At 42.1% G+C, this 14,864-nt stretch carries 12 protein-coding genes; 6 read left to right on the top strand and 6 right to left on the bottom strand.

The genetic code is table 11. From position 1 onward, the window contains the following. The first annotated feature begins 295 nt into the window (after positions 1-295). Positions 296-577: a hypothetical protein gene (locus DZ860_RS01190; protein ID WP_120029082.1), complete on the top strand. Its 282-nt coding sequence runs from the start codon at positions 296-298 to the stop codon at positions 575-577. A gap of 90 nt (positions 578-667) precedes the next feature. On the opposite strand, the gene DZ860_RS01185 is transcribed toward DZ860_RS01190, so the two are convergent. Next, on the bottom strand, positions 668-2,221 hold the full coding sequence (locus DZ860_RS01185; protein WP_120029081.1) for an exo-alpha-sialidase: 1,554 nt from the start codon (positions 2,219-2,221) through the stop codon (positions 668-670). Between the two features lie 313 nt (positions 2,222-2,534). Continuing rightward, positions 2,535-4,403 carry a PTS fructose transporter subunit EIIC gene (locus DZ860_RS01180; RefSeq protein ID WP_120029080.1) on the bottom strand — a complete coding sequence of 623 codons (1,869 nt, stop codon included), beginning with the start codon at positions 4,401-4,403 and terminating at the stop codon, positions 2,535-2,537. Positions 4,404-4,752: 349 nt separating this feature from the next. Here DZ860_RS01180 and DZ860_RS01175 point away from each other — a divergent pair, with 349 nt between their 5' ends. Both DZ860_RS01175 and DZ860_RS01170 read left to right on the top strand, forming a co-directional pair. Continuing rightward, positions 4,753-5,055, top strand: coding sequence for a PTS fructose transporter subunit IIB (locus DZ860_RS01175; RefSeq protein WP_120029079.1), 303 nt, complete (start codon positions 4,753-4,755; stop codon positions 5,053-5,055). A 50-nt stretch (positions 5,056-5,105) separates the two neighbouring features. Next, positions 5,106-5,879 carry a PTS sugar transporter subunit IIA gene (locus tag DZ860_RS01170; RefSeq protein WP_120029078.1) on the top strand — a complete coding sequence of 258 codons (774 nt, stop codon included), beginning with the start codon at positions 5,106-5,108 and terminating at the stop codon, positions 5,877-5,879. A 46-nt stretch (positions 5,880-5,925) separates the two neighbouring features. Here the strand turns inward: DZ860_RS01170 and DZ860_RS01165 are convergent, their stop codons facing one another. Further along, a complete protein-coding gene (locus DZ860_RS01165; RefSeq protein ID WP_120029077.1) occupies positions 5,926-6,765 on the bottom strand; it encodes a helix-turn-helix transcriptional regulator in 840 nt (279 codons plus the stop codon). 435 nt (positions 6,766-7,200) lie between these two features. Between DZ860_RS01165 and DZ860_RS01160 the strand changes: the two genes are divergently transcribed. The 3 genes from DZ860_RS01160 (at position 7,201) to DZ860_RS01150 (ending at position 11,074) form a co-directional block, all read left to right on the top strand. Next, positions 7,201-9,105, top strand: coding sequence for a PTS fructose transporter subunit IIABC (locus DZ860_RS01160; RefSeq protein ID WP_120029076.1), 1,905 nt, complete (start codon positions 7,201-7,203; stop codon positions 9,103-9,105). A gap of 79 nt (positions 9,106-9,184) precedes the next feature. Further along, entirely contained in the window at positions 9,185-10,387 is a 1,203-nt protein-coding gene (gene manA, locus DZ860_RS01155) for a mannose-6-phosphate isomerase, class I (protein WP_243641783.1), read from the top strand. A 156-nt stretch (positions 10,388-10,543) separates the two neighbouring features. After that, a complete protein-coding gene (locus DZ860_RS01150) occupies positions 10,544-11,074 on the top strand; it encodes a cytochrome b (protein WP_120029074.1) in 531 nt (176 codons plus the stop codon). Between the two features lie 78 nt (positions 11,075-11,152). Here the strand turns inward: DZ860_RS01150 and DZ860_RS01145 are convergent, their stop codons facing one another. From DZ860_RS01145 to DZ860_RS01135, 3 genes are all read right to left on the bottom strand, one after another. Next, a complete protein-coding gene (locus DZ860_RS01145; protein WP_120029073.1) occupies positions 11,153-12,454 on the bottom strand; it encodes a dicarboxylate/amino acid:cation symporter in 1,302 nt (433 codons plus the stop codon). A gap of 182 nt (positions 12,455-12,636) precedes the next feature. Continuing rightward, a complete protein-coding gene (locus DZ860_RS01140) occupies positions 12,637-13,866 on the bottom strand; it encodes an NAD(P)/FAD-dependent oxidoreductase (RefSeq protein ID WP_120029072.1) in 1,230 nt (409 codons plus the stop codon). A 352-nt stretch (positions 13,867-14,218) separates the two neighbouring features. Beyond that, positions 14,219-14,581, bottom strand: coding sequence for a RidA family protein (locus DZ860_RS01135; RefSeq protein WP_120029071.1), 363 nt, complete (start codon positions 14,579-14,581; stop codon positions 14,219-14,221). Between the last annotated feature and the right edge of the window lie 283 nt (positions 14,582-14,864).

The raw sequence follows: 14,864 nt of genomic DNA, 5'->3' as shown, positions 1-14,864 counted from the left end.
AAATACCTCCATAGAAAGCAAAGATGATGCATTATTCAGACCACCTAAACAAAGATAAATACTTATTAATAATCAATGAATTAAAAATCAATTCCCTTTTATTTAAATATTTTCTCAATTTGATTCTCTTTAAGAAATGCGAATTACATAGCCATTTCAACCTTGGTGAACAAAGGTTTGTAAGGCAAGAGTTGATTACGAAGCCTAAACAAAACTGTGTCATAATTAGGCAACTTTTGACATTGATATGCTACAGGCCTAGACTACGCTCCTTCCTCACACTAGGCGCTTTGTTATGGCTAAAAAACCAGATCGCATTACTGCGATGAAATTAATCATCGACCAAGTTAAAGATGAGTTCCCTTTGTATAGCCCCGAGACATTTCGTTGTGGCCCCGAAAATAGTTGCATTGGTTGTCCGAAAAAACTAATGGAACTTGTCGACTCTGAGCTGAGTTATTGGGAGCACGCAATTACACGCGAAATTTCGCCAACGTTTGAGGAATTAAATCGATTTGGCAAACTGTGCAAAAACGTAAGGCGTGGCCTAGTACGAAACAATCTTATCGCACCCTAACGATGTTTAATGCGATACTCATTTATTCAATGACTATCGCATTAATATAACCTTGCTTTGTTGGTACCGCGAACCAGTAAGCTAGTTGTATCAATGATAAAGCAGGTTGCACGTGTAATATGCACTATCAATTTGAGATATGTATTGAGCTTGCGACCACGTGACTAAATCTGTAGAACGTTTCGTTGCTACACTCCCATCACCGTTTACCCAACATGCAATCCAACGGTCATCGGGTCCACTAATAATGGCTGCGTACTCTTGAGTTGTTGTATCAGGGTTGACGTTAATGATTTCTTCAGAAGACCAGCTGTTACCATAATCAAAGCTCGAGCTATAAAATAAATCTTCCCCCCCACCAAACGCGGCATTTTTTCCATGCCAACTAATAACAGCGGTATTATTCTCATTAATAGCGACATGACGTGGATAGTCGTGATCTGAACTTGCGTCACGATTCCCGTAATCGTTAATTTTCGTCGCTGTTGACCATGTTTCACCAAAATCTGACGACATAGCCGCATATATATCATAATCTGCTTCACCATTATGGCCAGACCAAGCCACAACCATCGAACCATTAGAATTCAAGTCGATAAGAGGAAACGAATCATCATCTGAATTTGTATCTGACTGGGCCCATGAATTGACGTACTTAGGATCACTCCATGTCGCGCCTTGATCTTGAGAGTAACTAATAACAATGTCTCGATCGGTTCCACCACTACCACTAAAATCGTGTTGAGTCATCCATACTACGATCCAACGATCATCAACAATTTTGACTGTCGGGTACCAATCGTGGGCGCGATCACTGAGAGAGAATGAGTGAAGAACTTGCGCCTCAGTCCATGTTTTACCGTTATCTTGAGAGCGAACAAATACGATATCACCGTCAGTGCCACTCCCATCAATATTCTCTCCTGAAGACCATACTGCTACCCAATTCCCATTCTTATCTGTCGCAATTGTTGGGTCTTCATCCCCTTCCGAATCCGCAACATCGCTTGGATTAAGAAGAGCTTTATCACTAAAAGTTAACCCATTATCATTTGAATAAGAAAAGACGGGATCGTATTCTCCTCCGTAGGCATCAACATATTCAGATGTCCATACCGCGACGATATTTCCCTTACCATCACTGGCAACATTAGGATAGTAACCAGCAGCGTCAGGGTCGGTTTCATCTTGATCAATTTTGAATTCAGATGACCATGACTGACCAAAATCTGTCGATTTCACTTGTGATATTTTATAATTGCTCGCTGAATAAAAAAGAGCCAACTCGTGCTTTGGCTCAACAGTATAAGTTTGACTCGTTAATGTCTCTTCATTACCCATATCATCGGTAAATGTCACTTCAAGATGGATATTTTTACCGACGTCTTTAGGTTCTAACACAAGCTGTTCTGTCACCGATATAACGCCCATATCGTCATACCAACGATAACCTAGTTCCATTTGATCGATACCATCTTGATCTTCTATCGTTAACGATGCCATCACTGTTTCTTGTTCAATGAAGTCGCCAGTAAACGAAAATACTCCACTCGATAGTGAGTTTGCCGATATTGCCTCTGATTCGCCACCACACCCTGTAACAACCGCAACGCTGAGCATAATGGGCATATACTGTTTATTCATTTGGCCTTCCTTGTCCAAACTAAAGAATGAATAAACAATATAATAAAGCCGACTATCAATTAAAACCCTTGAACATTAGGGGTATTTTCACCAACCACGTCATATACCAACGGCTAAATCTCGTAATTCTAATATTCTTGAGCAGACGAAATTATCGTTTTCGTGACCATTTTTCTCATCTAACGCCCATACCTAAGTTGCAGTCACTAGATAAATAATCTTAAGTCTTACGCATAAAAAAAGCTCCATACTAGGTATGGAGCTAAGAGCATATAGTCTAGGGGACTATTTGTTACTTAAGAATTCGGTATAACTATCGGTGTGACAACAACAATCCACTTGCGTTGTGCATAGCATCTTTTGTTGTGACATCGATGATTTTAATGTTAATAAAACGTTCAGGTTGTTTAATAGCGACATCATGAGCAAATATCACAAACCTCGCATTGGCGACGTCTGTCGCTGTAATACGATTATTAATACCATTCGCACCCTGTGTTTCCACTTTAATTTTCAAACCCATTGAATAAGCTGCTTTTTCAAGCGATTTTGCTGCTAAGAATGTATGAGCAACTCCTGATGGACATGAAGTCACAGCGAGAATATCTGCTTCTCCCTCGCCCTCAACAGATGTGGCAACCGATAAAGAGTGAGATTCATCCTCTTCTTCCATCACGGTTTTTTTCAACAAAATAACAATGATAGCTGTCGTCAATGCACCAAGTAGGGTACCAATCACATAGCCAATTTTTCCATCGACAACCGGTAATACTATCCAGCCACCCCAAGGAGCATGGTTCAATACTTGGAACAAAAATCCTGTCACATTACCGACAATACCACCAGCAACTATCGCGGGGATAACACGTGCAGGATCAGAAACAGCAAAAGGAATGGCACCTTCAGTGATGCCGATCATTCCCATAATACCTGCGGCTTTGCCCGCTTCACGTTCATCACGTTTAAATTTTTGTGGGGATAAAAGAGTAGCAAGAGCCATACCTAATGGAGGAGTACAAATTGCAATGCCTACCCCGCCCATCAGCCAAGGCTGTGTATCAACTTGAGTTTGAGCAAACAGCGTCGCCACTTTGTTAATAGGTCCCCCCATATCAAATGCAGTCATACCACCTAGAATGGTACCGAGCATCACCTTGCCGGAACCGGCCATACTATCAAGCCATGCGTTCATCGAAGCCATGAAATCCGCAATAGGACCACCGATTATCCACATCACAGCACCGCAAGTGATAAACGTACCGACTAGAGGATAAATAAAGATGCTCCCGAGTGAACTCATGCTATCAGGGAGTTTTATTTTCTTTAATTGCTGCACAGTGAAGCCAGCTAAAAAGCCAACCACTATTGCACCTAAAAACCCGGTATTGTAATGCTCTACCGCGATCCAAGCACCTATCATGCCTGGAGCTAAGCCCGGTTTATCTGCGATGGAATACGCAATATAACCACCCAATACCGCAGTAAACAATGTTAAGCCTGCGATACCCATCTGAGCAACATCAGCCAAAATGCCACTCTCTGGTACAGCACCTTTCCCTGAGATCATCACAGAAAGCGACAAAAGCACTCCTCCAGCCACAATGAAAGGAATCATGTGAGAGGTACCAAACAAAAGATGCTCTTTTAAACGACCTAATGTTTGTTTTGCTGGGCTTTGTGACTTAACAGCAAATTCAGTGGTAGCCTCCACTTTGTCTGCCGATTCGTTAGACTTAATATCAGTCAACAATTCCCACGCTTGTGTGACGTTTTCCGTCGCTTTGAGTTTTTTTATAAAACCATCTTCCACTAACTTACTGGAGACTTGCGCCAATACTTCAATGTGATGATGATCGTCACCGTCTGGAGAAGCGAGCATAAAGAAGACATCCGACAGTTTCCCATCTTCTGCACCGTAATCAATACCAGTTTGACTGATACCCACTGCCACTGCTGGAACGGCTACCGCATAGCTTTTTGCATGCGGAATAGCAATTCCATCTTCAAAACCGGTATTACCGATTGCTTCACGTTTCCAAATATCTGCCAAATACTGATCTTTGTTAGCGAGTTTTCCCGCGCTATCGAGGATATCCACCAGCTCGAGAAGAACTTCTTCTTTAGTACGAGCTTGTAAATTCAAACAAATTGTATGGGGCTCAATAAGGTGGGTTATATCCATTATTATGTACCTTTGTTGTTCGTCTTCGAACCAGACCGACCAGCCTCAATCTCAAGCCATCACTCACTACTGCAACATGAAACTTTATTGAGTTTGGTTGTCATACCCCATTTTGTTCGAAACCACGATAGCGTGTGGTATTCGTCTTGTGGGATAAGATTAATCAGCTTGGTCAATCTGGGAAATAGGAAGAAAAAAGCATTAACTGGAGTAATGTAACACAGAATGAAAAATGTGATTAGTATCAGTATTTTCCTAAAGCTAATCATTCTCGCGGAACCAAGCAGTTCGAGGTTACTTGGGTATATGGTTATGATATTATCTGCCAAAATAAATAACGAGAACAACCATGAAAATTGTCGCTGTCACCGCTTGCCCTACAGGCATCGCACACACTTATATGGCTGCTGATGCCCTTGTCAAAGCTGCACCAAAATTTAATGTCCAAATCAAAGTTGAAACTCAAGGAGCAATGGGTGTCGAAAACCCACTATCACTACACGATATCGCCCAAGCAGATAAAGTGTTAATCGTATCCGATATTGAAATTGAACAAGCCGCACGCTTCGAGGGCATGAACAAAGTGACGATTTCTATTGAAGAAGTGTTACTTAACGTTGATAAAGTTTTTATTAATCATTGCCGAAACTGAGTGTACGTTGAAGCAAGCCGTCACGACAGATATTGAGATAAACACTCCAAATGAATCGTAGCCAAATCACTTTCTTTGTTGATGATGTTAATAGCAGCGCCGTTGTCGCATCGGCGCTATCTACACTTGCTAAAAAATTCAAAAGCCTTATTACCATCATTAATATCACTCAAAATAGACGAGCGAGCCTTTCTACAACGATGGGTGTTTTTCAAGCGGGTTTACTTAAGGATGATTTGTGCCAAATTGAGGCGATTGGTTTAGATTCTGAATTAGCCTGCTTTGTACTCAAAGGCATCATTGCTGAGCACTATTCGCTGGTCGGTTCAAACATTAGTAGCACCTTTTCCGACCAACTTTCAGAGCGCATTCCGCAACTCAATTTACCCTGTGATGTACATTGGCATTACGCCAAGGCATGTACACAACTCAGTAAATTTGAGTGTTTAAAAGGATTAGCTCATCTAATCCATCCACAAGAGCCTGATGAGTTAATCTTAGCCTTTATAAAGCGAGAAGAACGCTCTTCCACCTGTGTAACTCCAGGGATAGCTCTACCCCATGTCATGTTTGCCGACATCGATCATCTTGCTATTGCGGTCATCGCTAGCAAAGAACCCATTTCTTGGGCCTCGGTCATTGGTGATGTCAATCTTGCCATTGCTTTGGTTCTTCCGGCTAAACCCAATAGAGAGCAGATTGTGACAGTCACCAATCTTACTCGCAACTTGTTATGTGACCAGATGACTGAACGGCTTGTTGCCACACGTAATAGCATCGATTTACAAGCTTTACTCATGTACTCAATGACTCGACTTCTCTAATTTTTTTCGTCTCATCATTAAATAACGCTGCATACCAACACTCGCTTTACACCGAACCTCGGTATTCTGTCGGCGTACGCCCCGTTTTATTTTTAAATACCCGACAAAAATAGTTCACATCCTTAAATCCACAGCGAATAGACACCTCAGACAACTTAAAGTTGTATTTTTTAAGCATGAATTTTGCGCGATCAATGCGAACCCAAGTTATGTAATCTGCCAAGGTCATGTGTCCTTGCTGGCGAAACAGTCGAGATAGATGATTTGATGAAATGCTAAAGCGCTCTGCTATGCTGTCACGAGTAATTTGACGATGAAAGTTCTCTTGAATATAGATGCAGATCCCCTGATATAAGTCTTTTACTCGATTTTGCGTTTGTTCCACTGGTGCTTCTAACATCGTATTACAATATTGCAGCAGTGCTTGAAGTAAAAGCTCATCCATTGGTTTCTTATGGCTTTCACGAGCTAAAGAACTGAGCGCTTCCAATATATTATCAATAGCAAAGCCAGAACGAGTTTGAATACTGTGTTTTTGGATATCAAAAAACTGGGCCTCGCCTTTGCGCTTACTGACTAAACTCAACCCTAACTGACGTCGCCCAAATAGTATGCTCAAAACTGAACAGTCTGTGTCCCAGTCCGGTTTATTCCAGCAGTTTGGCGGAATAAAAATCGCGTCCCCCGTACGAGCAACAATAGATGTTAGCTGGCGATCATGACTCTCCATCTCATTCACATATTCACCATCGAGAACCAGTTCAAGGCGAGGAAAGTTCACCTGATAACTAAATGGCGGCGGTGTATGAAAATCCCCTGCAAACCAAATATTATGTAGCGGCTCACGCTCACTCAGCACTGACGAAATTAAATTGTGAAACACCATAGCTCACTCTCCGCAAACTTTAACTGGACGAAAATAAATCCAGTTAGATATATACATCCAACTCAAGCTCTAAACCAATGCAATATGTCACAATTTTAAATACATGCTACAAATATCCAGTAAATGCCACTATTTTACGTAATCAACAAATTGCACATTCCAGCATTAAAACATATAAATACAATAAGTTAAAAACAAATCATCAACCACAACCCTAAGATACATATTTACTTAACCACGCCAAATGCGTGCTTAATACCGATCTATATCACACTACTCAATGCGTGATACAAAAATCCAGTAAATGCGAGTTTTCTTCACTTGGGTATTTTGCTGTACCTCGCCAGAATAACGCTATGCCCGAGCTGCTTCTATCATGCTCCTGAAGTGGTTTGGGCACCAAATCATAATAATGACAACACCTAGGGGTGGATAATGATCACTAAACTGATTAACGAAAATTTAATTAAGCTTGAACTTCAAGCTCAGACCAAAGAAGAGGTCTTTAAAGAACTGATTGCTGTATTACACGCTCAAGGGCGTATCAGTGATCAAGAGCAATTCCTTATCGATATCAAAGCTCGCGAAGAGCTCGGTAATACTGGATTTGAAGAAGGTATCGCACTCCCTCATGCAAAAAGCGCTGCCGTTATTGAGCCAGCAGTCGCGATTGGTGTAAGCAAGTCAGGTATCGAATACGGCGCTGAAGATGGTGAACTGTCTAAGCTATTTTTCATGATCGCTTCACCTGACGGTGGTGATAATCACCACATTGAAGTACTTGCCGAGCTTTCTTCTAAGTTGATCGAAGATGGTTTCATTGAAAAATTCCTAAGTGCGACGAATTCTGCGCAAGCTCTTGAGTTACTTCTAGCCAAAGAAGCCCCTGTTCAAGCGACATCAGCTATTGAAAACCAAGGTTTTGTTATCGGAGTAACAGGTTGCCCGGCCGGTGTTGCCCATACTTATCTAGCGGCAGAAGCCCTTGAAAAAGGTGCAGCTGCATTGGGTTATGACATCAAAGTGGAAACTAACGGCTCTATTGGCGTTAAAAATAGCCCAACGGCTGAAGAAATCGCGAAAGCCGATGCCATCATCGTGGCTTGTGATAAACAAGTCGACATGGCTCGATTTGCTGGCAAGCGTGTAGTAAAAACGAATGTGAAAGCACCAATTCGTGATGCTCAAGGGTTAATCAAGGAAGCACTAAATGCGCCTCTTTACCAAGCGGAGGCTGGTTCAGAAACACAATCTGCAGGTAGCAAAGTTGCTCAAACGCGCTCAAACCTATACCGCTACCTAATGAATGGCGTATCTCACATGATTCCATTCGTAGTAACTGGTGGTCTTTTGATTGCGTTAGCGCTAGCGGTTGGCGGTGAACCCACTGAAGCTGGTATGGCCATTCCTGATGGAAGCATGTGGAACCAAATTCTACAAGTTGGCGTCGTTGCCTTTACCTTAATGATTCCAATTCTGGCTGGTTACATTGCATACGCAATTGCTGACCGTCCGGGCCTTGCTCCTGGCTTAATTGGTGGTTGGATTGCCAATAACGGTTCTTTCTACGGTGCTGAAGCCGGTACAGGTTTCATTGGCGCTATTATTGCTGGTCTATTGGTTGGTTACTTCGTTAAATGGATCACATCCCTTAACTACCACAAGTTTATCCAACCACTTGTGCCTATTATGATCGCACCAATTACTGGTTCTCTGTTCATCGCTGGTATGTTCATCTTCATCATTGGCGCACCGATAGCTGGATTAATGGATGGCCTAAATGCAATGCTAACCAGCATGAGTACTGGTAACGTTGTATTACTTGGTATTGTGCTAGGTGGTATGGCTGGCTTCGATATGGGCGGTCCTTTTAACAAAGTGGCATTCCTATTCTCTGTCGGCATGATCGCAAGTGGTCAGACTCAATTTATGGGTGCTATGGCTTGTGCGATTCCAGTTGCACCTTTAGGTATGGCTCTAGCGACAGTACTTGGTCGTAAGCTTGATTTGTTTGAAGAATCTGAAATTGAAGCTGGTAAAGCTTCTGGCGCAATGGGTCTAGTCGGTATTTCTGAGGGTGCGATTCCATTTGCAGCGCAGGATCCTATGTCTGTAATTCCTGCTAACGTACTTGGTTCAATGGTTGCCGCTGTAATGGCGTTCTCATTCGGCATCACCAATAGCGTAGCGCATGGTGGCCCAGTTGTTGCTCTTCTTGGCGCAATGAACTTACCACTACTTGCTTTACTTTCAATGGCAACGGGTGCGGTAGTAACAGCACTAACTTGTGTGACACTAAAAAAATTGCGCAAGGCCAAAATTCAAGCTGCGGCAGCGTGATATAGTACGCACCGTTTATACAGTTTCGGCTTGAGCCCCTAGCTCAAGCCTTTTTCGCTTTCTGATGGATCTAAGAACAATGCCTGAGACTATAACGACAAAACCTGTATTTTTCCCAATGAGCAATGTTATTCAAAACTATGCATGGGGAAGCACTACTTCTATTACACAGCTTTTCGGTATCGAGAACCCGCATGGTGAACCACAAGCGGAAATTTGGATGGGCGCTCATCCAAATGGTTGCTCAACTGTCGTTAATCAAGCTGAAAATATGTTGCTCTCTTCTTTGATTAACACCGATTTACCTGCTTATCTTGGTGATAAAACTGCTGACACATTTGGTGAACTTCCGTATCTATTCAAAGTATTGTGTGCAGAAAAAGCCCTTTCTATCCAAGTTCATCCTAATAAACAGCAAGCAGAAATTGGATTTGCTCGTGAAGAGCGTCAAGGCATTGCACACAATAGTGCTGAGCGTAACTACAAAGATCCTAATCACAAGCCTGAATTGGTTTATGCGTTAACACCTTACCAAGCAATGAATGGTTTTCGTTCTATTGCGGCCATCATTGATAACTTTACTCAACTTGAAATCAACACGCTTTCAACCTTGATTGAAGCACTAAAAGCTGATCAATCCGAGCAAGGGTTAACTCAATTCTTCACTGCTATCTTATCTTTGGACGGTGAAGCTAAACAAACGGCCCTTGAGGGATTAATGGCGTTTGCGAAACAATCATCTGATCCACTATTTGGCTTATTAATTGATCTAGAGTCACAATATCCAGGTGACATTGGCTTATTTGCACCATTAATGTTGAACGTATTAACGCTTCAGCCAGGTGAAGCTATGTTCCTTGATGCGGAAACACCTCACGCTTACATCAAAGGGTCTGGCCTTGAAATCATGGCAAACTCAGACAATGTTCTACGTGCTGGTCTAACGCCAAAATACATGGATATTCCAGAGTTGGTCTCTTGCACTCGCTTTGTTGAAATGCCATTTGAGTCGTTATTGTTAGCACCAAGTGAGCATGACGGTGTTCTTGAGTACGCGATCCCAGTCGCTGACTTTAAATTTGCCGTTATTCTAAGTTCCACACAGCGCACAATTTCATCAAATTCGGCTGAAATTTTATTGCCTCTCGATAGCAAAATGGTGCTCAACCACGCTGATGGTAGCCACTGTGAAGTAGAGAAAGGCCAATCTGTATTCATTCCTGCCTATGCAAGGGAATACACCATCGATTGTGAAGGTCGTGTGGCACGAGCATACTGCTAACTGCTAACTGCTAACTGCTAACAATAAAGAAACGCTTCATGATAATGGAGCGTTTTTTGCGCATTATTTGCGCAACTTTACACTCATTCATATAGTCAAAAGCAACAATAACCAAGATAATGCGCTACATAACCCTAACAAAAATAAGGTCTATGTATGCTCAACCCACTCCCTCTTTCTCGTTCAACCATCTTTTGGCATTGGTTAACAGCTCTGAGCTTTATCGCAATTTTCGCACTCGGATATTATCTCGTTGATTTGCCTCGTAGTCCTGAAAAAGGCGAGCTTATTGGCATTCATAAATCATTTGGTGCCCTATTTCTGTTACTTGCGATAGCCAGAATTATTTGGCGTCTCAAAGAAGGAGCGATATCACCCGCTTCTGAAACGCCAGCGTGGCAAGAAAAAGCTGCTAAATCCGTTCATGGTCTATTAATGCTCGCCACATTAGTCATGCCTATTTCCGGTATAGCGATGAGCATTGGTGGAGGTCGTAGTATTGATATTTTTGGTTGGACGCTAATCAGTGCCGGAGAGAAAGTAGAGTGGCTACAGCAGGTAGGTGGCAATATACATGGTTTTTTCGTCAACATTATTATTGCCGTGTTCGCTTTGCACATATTAGGTGCGATAAAGCACCATGTTCTCGATAAAGATCAAACTCTTAATCGCATGTTCGGTCGTTAACACCAATAGAATAAACAAGTACAAAAGCCCCATATTGATTTGATGCTCTTGTACTTGTTTATCCAATTTGGCCGCCACTTACCCAATGGTCAAATTCGCAGTTTCTAAAGTAGCACTTTTGTGAGTGCTAGCTTGCCATTTGTCTACGACCAAAGAGGCAATGATATCCCCCTCCACATTAACGGCCGTGCGGAAAGTGTCTAACGGGCGCTCAATGATTAGTAAAATCGCTATCGCTTCCAAAGGTATCCCTGCGGCAAGAAGTACTAATTGCATACCAGACATAGAACCCGACGGCATACCCGGAGCACCAACCGATGAAACCATCGCCATGATAAAGATCATCACTAAACCAGAGGTTGATAAGTCAACGCCAAACAACTGAGCAAGGAAAATTGCAGCGACACCTTCAAACAAAGCTGTACCATCCATATTCATTACAGCACCGAGCGGTAAGACCATGCTGGTAACTGATGGTGACACACCTAACTCTTCTTCCGCACTTTGCATTGCAAGTGGCAATGTAGCCGCACTTGATGACGTGGCCAACGCCATGGCCATCGGTGCTGATATCGCCTTAAATAAAGTCAGTGGCGATATTCCAGTTGCCAGTTTTGCGATCAGTGGTAGAACAATACCGCCATGGATCATGGTCAATACAAAAACCAACAATGCAAACAGTGCCAATTGACCGAACAACTGGCTATTTGACGTCAACGAAATTTCAAAAATAATCGCAAAAATGGCCAAAGGTGATAGTTTCACAATGCCAGAAACTAAAGTATTGATCACTTTGTTGATTGCAGAAATTACCTCATGCAACGCATTCTCTTTAGGTAAGGCGATTAGAATCGCGGTGCCAAACATCAAAGCAAAAACGACAATAGCTAGCAGGTTACCTTGAGCAATCGCCGCTACAGGGTTAACCAGAGCCATTGTTATCATCTTGGTTAAAATCGCCCCACCCGTTGCATCATTACTATCAATAAGCGTAACGTTGTCAGCTAATGCGACATGCCCAGCAAGGGGTTGCCATTGAGGCATTAACAGTGAAGCACCCAAACCAAGAGAGATGGCGATCGTGGTAGTAAATGTATAAAAAATGAGAGTTTTGCTACCTAAGTTTTTAAGGCGAACCATTGAACCTATGTTGCTTATTCCCTCTATCAAAGAAAACAACACCATGATCCCTACGACCATTTTTAGTAAGCCTAAATAGATCGTTTTAGCGAGAAAAATAGTATCAAAATCACCATTAGCTAATGCGGACTGTAACCTCGGCTCTGATAAAAAAGACGTTAATAAAAAGGCAGTTAGCCAGGCAAGTAAAGCCGCCAATACCATTTGTATTGGCAAAGATGTACGTAGTCTATTCCACATAAAGAATTCCAAACGATGTTGTTTTACTTATTTGTCACTAAATGAGCTTCGTTGCTAAACGAGCATCGTAACTAAAAGATTTTTGTAGCCAAATTAGCTGTCATACTAATCATCAGGACGTATTCGTTTCGAAACATGAAACGAGTACGTCCTGATGATCTTATTTTTCAGCATTATGCGGCTTAAGAAAGGCTGCCTTTGTAGTAAGGATTAAGTAGGCATTTGACTCGTTTGAGTATCATCAATGCAGAAACTCGTCCCCAACCAAATAGCACTTGCTGATGAAGACGGAAAATCGTGTCATAAATATTTCGAACCCAACGCCCACGCAATACGAGTTTATTACCCATAACAGAACCCACTGCGTAATCGTGACCAAGGGCGATCATCATACCGCCATCTTTGAAGATGAATGGTTGCAATGGTTTATCTTTAATCAGTCTTTTAAATTGCTTCGCCAAATGTGTCGCTTCTTGATTCGCCGCTTGAGCTCTTGGTGGAACCATTGAACCATCAGGTTGTGGACATTCAGCGTTATCACCAATGACAAAAACACTATCATCTAGTGTCGTTTGTAGCGTCGGCTTCACACGAATTTGGTTAATACGATTGGTCTCTAAACCATCTAAGTTTGCCAGCCAATCAGCACATTTAACACCTGCAGCCCAAACCTGCAATTGTGCTTCGATCGCGGTATCATTAACGATTAATTGATGATGACTCGCACTTTGAACTTTTGCATTCAGCTGAACCGTTACGCCTTGCTGCTCTAGTTTGCGCTGCACTTTTTCAGACATGCATTTAGGGCTAGCCGGTAGAACCCGATCCGCGGCTTCAATCAAGGTCACCGCTAAGCTACCACCCATTTTATAACGGCTTAACTGCTGATTAAGCTTCGCTAATTCAGAGGCTAGCTCAACACCGGTTGCACCCGCACCAACAATCGAAATTCGTTGCTGAGTGCTTGATTGCAACATCTTTTTAATCTGCTCCCACGCTAGAAGCGCTTGTTCAGAGGAGTCAAGAAACAAGCAATGCTCGCGTACACCATTGATTTTAAAATCATTGCTTACTGCGCCGACTGCCATCACTAAATAGTCATAACTTAAGGTATTGTTTCCATCCACATCGCGATCTAGAACAATCGTCTTTGACTCTCGATCCAAACCAGACATGCCCGCTTGAACAAACTGATAGCCATTGCATACTGAGTGTTGAACATAACTAACAGCATCAAGCTCGTTATCAAAGCTGCCTACCGCTATTTCATGCAGACGTGGCTTCCATAAGTGATGACCAGATGGTTCAACTAACGTTACTGTATGCTGTTTGTTGCCAGCAAAACTTTTACCCAGTCGAGTCACTAACTCTAAACCGGCAGCACCACCGCCAACTACGACAAAATTCGCCATTATTCTTTCCTCAACTTCTACTTAGAAGTAGTACCATTTATGTGATAGAAGTCACATCAAACTTGAATTGCGGCTATTATATCGATTACTTGGAAATTGATAATTAGGCAATAAAGCAAATAACTATTACAAATACGTAATAATAAGGATGGAATGAGATGAGATGCCGTAACCATTAGGTATGGTAGGTACCTGACACAACGAGGATAGATACGATTCAAAACAAAAAAAGCCGCCTACTGGCAGCTTTGAGACATATTTACTTTTCATTAGTTAGATAATTTGGCGTTCTGATCGGCTATAAGTTCCAAATAGACCCAATATCATCAAACTAAAACAGCACTGGAGTTTATTATTGGAATTTTTCGCCCGCAGCGGCAACAAACGCCATCTCTACAAGGTACTCAGGGTTAGCCAACTCTGCTTTCACACAAGCACGGCTAGGAGCGCAGCCTTCTGGGAACCAGTTATCCCATACGTCATTTAGTGCGCTAAACAAAGCGAAGTCAGTAACATATATAGTAACCGAAAGAATACGTGATTTATCGCTATCTACTTTCGCTAGAGAAACTTCTGCTTGAGCAAGAATTTGCTCCACTTGGCCTTTCATATCTGCTGAAGTATCAGTGTCTGCCACTTCAACAAAGTGAGCGATACCATTAAATACCGTTACATCTGACCAACGCTTACACGGATTAATACGGTTAATTGTCATAATCTAATCTCTATTTCTCTCAGTTTAAAATCTGAATGCTAGTGGTTTCAAGGATGCATCTAGGCTGTTAATTACTGCTATAGAACCGTTTGAGTTCCTATCAGATTACTACAGTCAACATTCAACCACAGAATGAATGTTTTGCATCGAAACCTAATTTTATTTTGTTATTGGGAATAGACATACAACTATTTGCAATCAGTGCCCTTTTTGCTTCAAAAATTCAATCATCGACTCATCACGTGATGAATAGTTGTTCATTGGGTAGACTGATATTTAAGTA

This window comes from Vibrio sinensis (genome assembly GCF_003605645.1).
Lineage (GTDB): Bacteria > Pseudomonadota > Gammaproteobacteria > Enterobacterales > Vibrionaceae > Vibrio > Vibrio sinensis.
Note: the sequence above shows the minus strand (reverse complement) of the source record. Positions and strands in the feature narration are given on the sequence as shown.

Coding starts and splice junctions, on each gene's coding strand:
- DZ860_RS01190 (WP_120029082.1), top strand. CDS start 296: ATGGCTAAAAAACCAGATCGCATTACTGCGATGAAATTAATCATCGAC.
- DZ860_RS01185 (WP_120029081.1), bottom strand. CDS start 2,221: ATGAATAAACAGTATATGCCCATTATGCTCAGCGTTGCGGTTGTTACA.
- DZ860_RS01180 (WP_120029080.1), bottom strand. CDS start 4,403: ATGGATATAACCCACCTTATTGAGCCCCATACAATTTGTTTGAATTTA.
- DZ860_RS01175 (WP_120029079.1), top strand. CDS start 4,753: ATGAAAATTGTCGCTGTCACCGCTTGCCCTACAGGCATCGCACACACT.
- DZ860_RS01170 (WP_120029078.1), top strand. CDS start 5,106: ATGAATCGTAGCCAAATCACTTTCTTTGTTGATGATGTTAATAGCAGC.
- DZ860_RS01165 (WP_120029077.1), bottom strand. CDS start 6,765: ATGGTGTTTCACAATTTAATTTCGTCAGTGCTGAGTGAGCGTGAGCCG.
- DZ860_RS01160 (WP_120029076.1), top strand. CDS start 7,201: ATGATCACTAAACTGATTAACGAAAATTTAATTAAGCTTGAACTTCAA.
- manA (WP_243641783.1), top strand. CDS start 9,185: ATGCCTGAGACTATAACGACAAAACCTGTATTTTTCCCAATGAGCAAT.
- DZ860_RS01150 (WP_120029074.1), top strand. CDS start 10,544: ATGCTCAACCCACTCCCTCTTTCTCGTTCAACCATCTTTTGGCATTGG.
- DZ860_RS01145 (WP_120029073.1), bottom strand. CDS start 12,454: ATGTGGAATAGACTACGTACATCTTTGCCAATACAAATGGTATTGGCG.
- DZ860_RS01140 (WP_120029072.1), bottom strand. CDS start 13,866: ATGGCGAATTTTGTCGTAGTTGGCGGTGGTGCTGCCGGTTTAGAGTTA.
- DZ860_RS01135 (WP_120029071.1), bottom strand. CDS start 14,581: ATGACAATTAACCGTATTAATCCGTGTAAGCGTTGGTCAGATGTAACG.